This is a genomic window from Candidatus Nealsonbacteria bacterium CG07_land_8_20_14_0_80_39_13 (assembly GCA_002779355.1).
Classification (GTDB): domain Bacteria; phylum Patescibacteriota; class Minisyncoccia; order Minisyncoccales.
Genome location: PEWS01000032.1, coordinates 13,501 through 18,808 on the forward strand (window position 1 = coordinate 13,501; position 5,308 = coordinate 18,808).

A 5,308-nucleotide genomic window follows, 5' to 3' on the forward strand; every position below is an offset into this window, starting at 1 on the left:
GCCACCCCGGTAAACTGCAGGGCGTCCACCCCCGACAATTTCCTTGTTTTTCGTCTAAGGATTTGGCATTTTTGTTTAAAAAATTGACAGGGATTTTGCTATATGTTATTTTTATAAGCAGAAATCGTCCTTAACAACAGAATATCCGGAAAGGTTAATGTGACAGATAAAATAAATAAAATTTAAAAAATAGGAAATAAATCAAAATGGAAGAAGATAAAGAAGACAAAAGAGACGAAATAGTTAAAGACAAAGAAAAAATCGATGATAAGAAAATGCTTAAAATGATGGAAGAAGAAAACCCTGTAAGTTTTGTGCGTCAATGCTTGAAGGAATTTGAAAACCTGTCCCCTGAATTATAGAAGAGCTTCCTTGATTTGATGGAGAGGAGGCCTGCTCTCATAAATCAATTTCTCTTGACGGATACTCCTCAATCATTGATAGATTCCTTAGAGGGTGCGATTACAACAGAAGGAATTGCAATTGCGTGGCTGTCAAAATCTATCCATGGCAGTATTCATGGTGACGGAAAGGATTTTGACACTTTTTTCTTTCCTAATAAAAAAGAGGAAAGGGAGAAAATGTTTGTAAAATTAGTGGATCGTTCTTTGAGGGAAAATTTTTCACTGGAAAACGCATACAGAATTGTGGTTATTACCGAATTCAAGTTCTATGAGTTTTCTCCAGAAACAAGGCTTGCTTTAATTGAAGCGTTGATAGAGTGCGCAGTCGCTCGGAAGCAAGGCGGAGATTGGTGCAAATATCTCGGCAGGATGATTTATGAGAGATGCGCTGATTTCCCTCAAGACAAAGTAATCGATTGGATTACGAAATTAGCAAATAACATTTCTTCCATGGAATTTGCGCTGGCGACGATTATGAGAAATTTCGATGATTTTCCTTCAGAAACACAAGGGATTATCTTTGATGTTTTAGATGGGAAAAAAATCAGCGAATTTCCCATAGAAAATAGGATTGAAGCTATTGGAATCGTGGCAAAAGATCATTTTAAAGATATTCCCAAAACCAAAAGGAACAGATTAATCCAGTTGATACTTAAACATCAGGAGCATAAGGAAAGTATAAAAAATGATTTGATTGTCATTCTTGCGTCAAGCAATTCTTAATCAGCAAAAATAATCGGAGACAAAGTCTCCGTTTTTTAATTGATTTTTGCTCTATTTTTTGCTAAAAAGAGTATATGAACGGAGGAGCTAATTTTACTAATAAGAGCCAAGAGGCGATTTTTGAGGCTCAAAATTTAGCCAGGGAAAATGGCCAGCAACAGGTGGACGCTCTCCATCTTCTTTTGGCTCTTCTTTCCCAGGAAGAAAGTGTGGTTTTGAATTTGGTCCAAAGAATTGGCGTTAATCTGGAAACAATAAAGCAAAAAGTGAAATTAGCTTTATCTCAAATTCCTAAAATCGTTGCTCCTCAAGCTTTCGGCCAGCTTTATCTTACCCAGGATTTGGCTAAGATTTTTGATCGAGCCAGGCAGGAAGCGGAAAAAATGGGAGATGAATTTATTTCAGTTGAGCATTTATTTTTGGCTCTTCTGTCCGCGGAAACAAAAGCTAAGGAGATTCTGATTAAGGCGGAAATTTTCAAAATGGAAGGGCAATTGGCGGAATCTAAAAAAGGGGAATTAAATTATGATAGTGTTCTGAAAATTTTGGCTCAAATCAGAGGAGGAGAAAGAATAACTGACGTTGAACCGGAATCAAAATATCAGGTTATTGAAAAATACACCAGAAATCTGACTCTTTTGGCCAGTCAAGGAAAGCTTGATCCGGTTATCGGCCGTGATGATGAAATCAGGCGGTTGATGCAGGTTTTAAGCAGGAGAACTAAAAACAATCCCGTTCTGATAGGCGAAGCCGGAGTGGGAAAGACAGCTGTCGTTGAGGGATTGGCCCAGAAAATTATTTCCGGAAGAGTGGCAGAGAGTTTAAAAGATAAAGAAATCATTTCTTTGGACTTGGGTTCTTTGATAGCCGGAACTAAATTCAGGGGAGAATTTGAAAACAGGATAAAGTCGCTTTTAAGGGAGGTTTCCCGCGCCGGAGGAAAATATATTTTATTTATAGATGAGCTTCACACCATCATCGGCGCCGGAGCGGCCGAGGGAGCTGTAGACGCCTCAAATCTTTTGAAGCCGGCTTTAGCTCGGGGAGAATTGAAAACCATAGGAGCTACTACTTTAAAAGAGTATCAAAAGTATATTGAAAGAGACCCGGCTTTTGAAAGAAGATTTCAGCCGATTTATGTTACTGAACCGTCCATTGAAGATACGATTTCCATTTTGCGCGGGATTAAAGAAAAATACGAGCTCCATCACGGAGTAAAGATTAAAGATTCAGCTTTGGTGGTAGCGGCGGAATTGGCCGGACGCTATATTACCGATCGTTTTCTTCCTGACAAAGCAGTTGACTTGATGGATGAAGCAATGAGTTCTTTGCGCTTAGAAATTGAATCCGAGCCGGTTGATTTAAGCAATCTTAAAAAAGAAATTCAGAAATTTGAAATTGAAAACGAGGTCATAAAAAAAGAAAAAAATCAGGAAGCTGAAAAGAGGATTAAGGTAATCGCCCGCTCTTTAGCTGATTTGAAGGAAAAATCGCAGGCGATTGAAGCTAAATGGCAATCGGAGAGAGAAATTATTACCAAAATCAAAGAATTAAAAAAACAAATTGAGACCTGTCGTTTTGAAATAGAAAAAGGCGAGTCGGAAGCTGATTCGCAAAAAGTGGCTGAAGTAAAATATGGGAAATTGCCTCAAGCCTTGAAAGAATTAAGGGCAACGGAAAAGAAATTAATCCAGCTCCAGAGGGGAAATTCGATTCTGAAAGAAGAAGTTTTCGAGGAGGATGTGGCTAGGGTTGTTTCGAGGTGGACGGGAATTCCTTTGATGAGGCTTTTGGAAGGGGAGGCGGAAAAGTTGAAGACAATGGAAGATATCGTCAGCCGGCGTATTGTCGGACAGAAAGAAGCAATCGCGGCCATCGCCAACGCTCTTCGCCGTTCTCGGGCCGGAATTTCCGAAGAAAACAAACCCCTTGGTTCGTTTATCTTTTTGGGTCCGACGGGAGTCGGGAAGACAGAGGTGGCCCGGGCTCTGGCCGGATTTTTATTCAATGACGAGAATGCTTTAGTAAGAATGGATATGTCTGAATATATGGAAAAGCATACTGTTTCTAAAATGATCGGTTCTCCTCCCGGTTATATCGGTTACGAAGAAGGAGGCCAGCTTACTGAAAAAATAAGAAGAAGACCTTACAGCGTAATTTTACTTGATGAAATTGAGAAAGCTCATCCTGATGTTTTCAATCTTTTGCTCCAGATATTGGAAGACGGACGGCTTACTGACGCTAAGGGGAGAACAGCTTCTTTCAAGAATGCTATTTTGATAATGACTTCCAATCTCGGCTCGGAATATATCGCTAAAATCAATACTCTTGGTTTTGCCGGCGGAGAGAGGGCGGAAAAGCAAAATTTGAGAGAAAAAGTAATGGAGTCATTGAAAGACCATTTCCGTCCGGAGTTTTTGAATAGAATTGACGAGATAATTATCTTTGATTATTTAGGCAAGCCGGAAATCAGAAAGATAGTTGATTTGGAATTGGGAAAGGTTTTTTTCCGTTTGAGCAAGAAGCATATTGAAGTCAATGTAAGTAATCCGGCCAAGGAATTCTTGGCTGAAAAAGGATACGACCCCAACCTTGGAGCCAGGCCGCTGAAGAGAGTGATCCAAAAAGAAATGCTTGACCCTCTTTCTTTGAAAATTGTTTCCGGAGAAATTATAGACGGGGATAAGGTAACGGCTGACGTCAAAGCCAATTGTCTTAAATTTCAAATTTTAACCAGAAAAGAAAAAAAATCTAAAAAAATATGAAAGGCATACTTTATCTTTTAGCAATTTTTACTTTAGGAGTTTTGGGAGGAATTTTTGCCGACCAGATTTTGTGCCCCTTTATGATGGAAAAATCAATTTTTGAGCCCTATGGACTGGATACGAGGACCGTTTATGTGACTAAAGAGGAAAAAATAACTATTCAGGAAAATACTGCCTTGAAAAACGCCATTGAGAAGACGGAAAAAGCTGTGGTCGGAATAAAAACAGTAACCAAAACCGGGAAAATTTCAGAAGGCTCGGGAATGGTTTTGACTTCAGACGGAATGGTCATTACCTTGGCTGAATTGGTTCCGGCCGGTTCAGAGTGCTGTCTGTTTATTGAAGGCAAAGAAACTTCTTTCCAAATTTTGAAAATAAGCGTTGCTGACAATTTAGCTTTACTAAAAGTTAAAAACAATAATTTGCTCGGGCTTAGTTTTGCTGATGCCGGAAAAACAAAAATAGGGGAGGCTGTTTTTATGCTGGGGATGATTTCTGAAAAGGGAGTTTCTTTCTTGGCCGCCAACGGAGGGATGGTCAGGTTTATCGGAGAAAATTATATTGAAACCAACATCTTAGAAAAAAGTTCTCTTAAGGGCAGTCCTTTGCTTAATGTCAGCGGAGAAGTTTTGGGGATAAATACCATTGCCCAAGATGGAAAAGTATCAGCCATTCCCATTGCTAAGGTAAAATCCTTCGTCGGCCTGTAATCAAAAAATCCCAGCAAGTGGGATTTTTTAATTTCTTTAAAATCACAAATTATTGCGAGCTTAAAGAATAAAAGGGGAAGCGCGCTTAGCGTCACTTTTTGCCCCCCTGTGCTTCCTCCATTTTTTTTGGCCTTTTTTATTTTGGCCAACTTTTTACCAGAATCATCCCCGCATTCTCGATTTCTTTTATTTTCCTAAGTTTGCGGTTATTTTCTCTGGTTATTTCAACGAAGATTTCCCAGTCTTTTTCGAATATGGCGAATAGTTTGGCCTTTTCAGGAGCTTTCTTTATGCTTTTCCTTATTTTCCTTAAGTAGTTCATTTTAATGTACTATATCGCCAATATACGCTTTTATTTCTGTTTTGTTAAGTAAGCGACAAATAAAAAGGGGATACTGTGCTAAGTACCCCGTCATCTAATAATCCCTGAAAATACAGTCAACCCAATGTGAGGGTTAAATCTATCTCCATTGAAGATATCTTTTATTATTTTCGAGATAACTTCTTTTATCTTTTTTCCGGTATTATTTATTATGTTTTTCATTTTCGGTCGGTATATTCAATTAAAGTGTACTATGTTTTCTTTATACCATCTCCCTAAAACCTCCGCAAGCCCTAATCCTTAATTTATTGACAAGAAAACAAAGACTTGCTATAAGGGAAAACATGGCCCCACCCCACAGCTACCCCTCAATCCGAACACTTA

Annotated in this window: 4 protein-coding genes; 3 read left to right on the forward strand and 1 reads right to left on the reverse strand. The window is 38.9% G+C overall.

The genetic code is table 11. From position 1 onward, the window contains the following. Positions 1 to 380: 380 nt before the first annotated feature. The 3 genes from COS96_02330 to COS96_02340 all read left to right on the forward strand — a co-directional run bounded on the left by COS96_02330 (position 381) and on the right by COS96_02340 (position 4,602). A complete protein-coding gene (locus COS96_02330) occupies positions 381 to 1,127 on the forward strand; it encodes a hypothetical protein (protein PIU43830.1) in 747 nt (248 codons plus the stop codon). A 74-nt stretch (positions 1,128 to 1,201) separates the two neighbouring features. Then, positions 1,202 to 3,892 (forward strand): type VI secretion system ATPase TssH, encoded by a 2,691-nt coding sequence (locus COS96_02335; GenBank protein ID PIU43831.1) that lies wholly within the window; start codon positions 1,202 to 1,204, stop codon positions 3,890 to 3,892. Further along, positions 3,889 to 4,602 carry a hypothetical protein gene (locus COS96_02340; protein PIU43832.1) on the forward strand — a complete coding sequence of 238 codons (714 nt, stop codon included), beginning with the start codon at positions 3,889 to 3,891 and terminating at the stop codon, positions 4,600 to 4,602. Before COS96_02335 ends, COS96_02340 begins: the two co-directional genes overlap by 4 nt. 136 nt (positions 4,603 to 4,738) lie before the next feature. Here COS96_02340 and COS96_02345 read toward each other — a convergent pair whose 3' ends face one another. Next, complete coding sequence (locus COS96_02345; protein ID PIU43833.1) at positions 4,739 to 4,924, reverse strand: hypothetical protein; 186 nt, start codon at positions 4,922 to 4,924, stop codon at positions 4,739 to 4,741. Positions 4,925 to 5,308 lie beyond the last annotated feature (384 nt).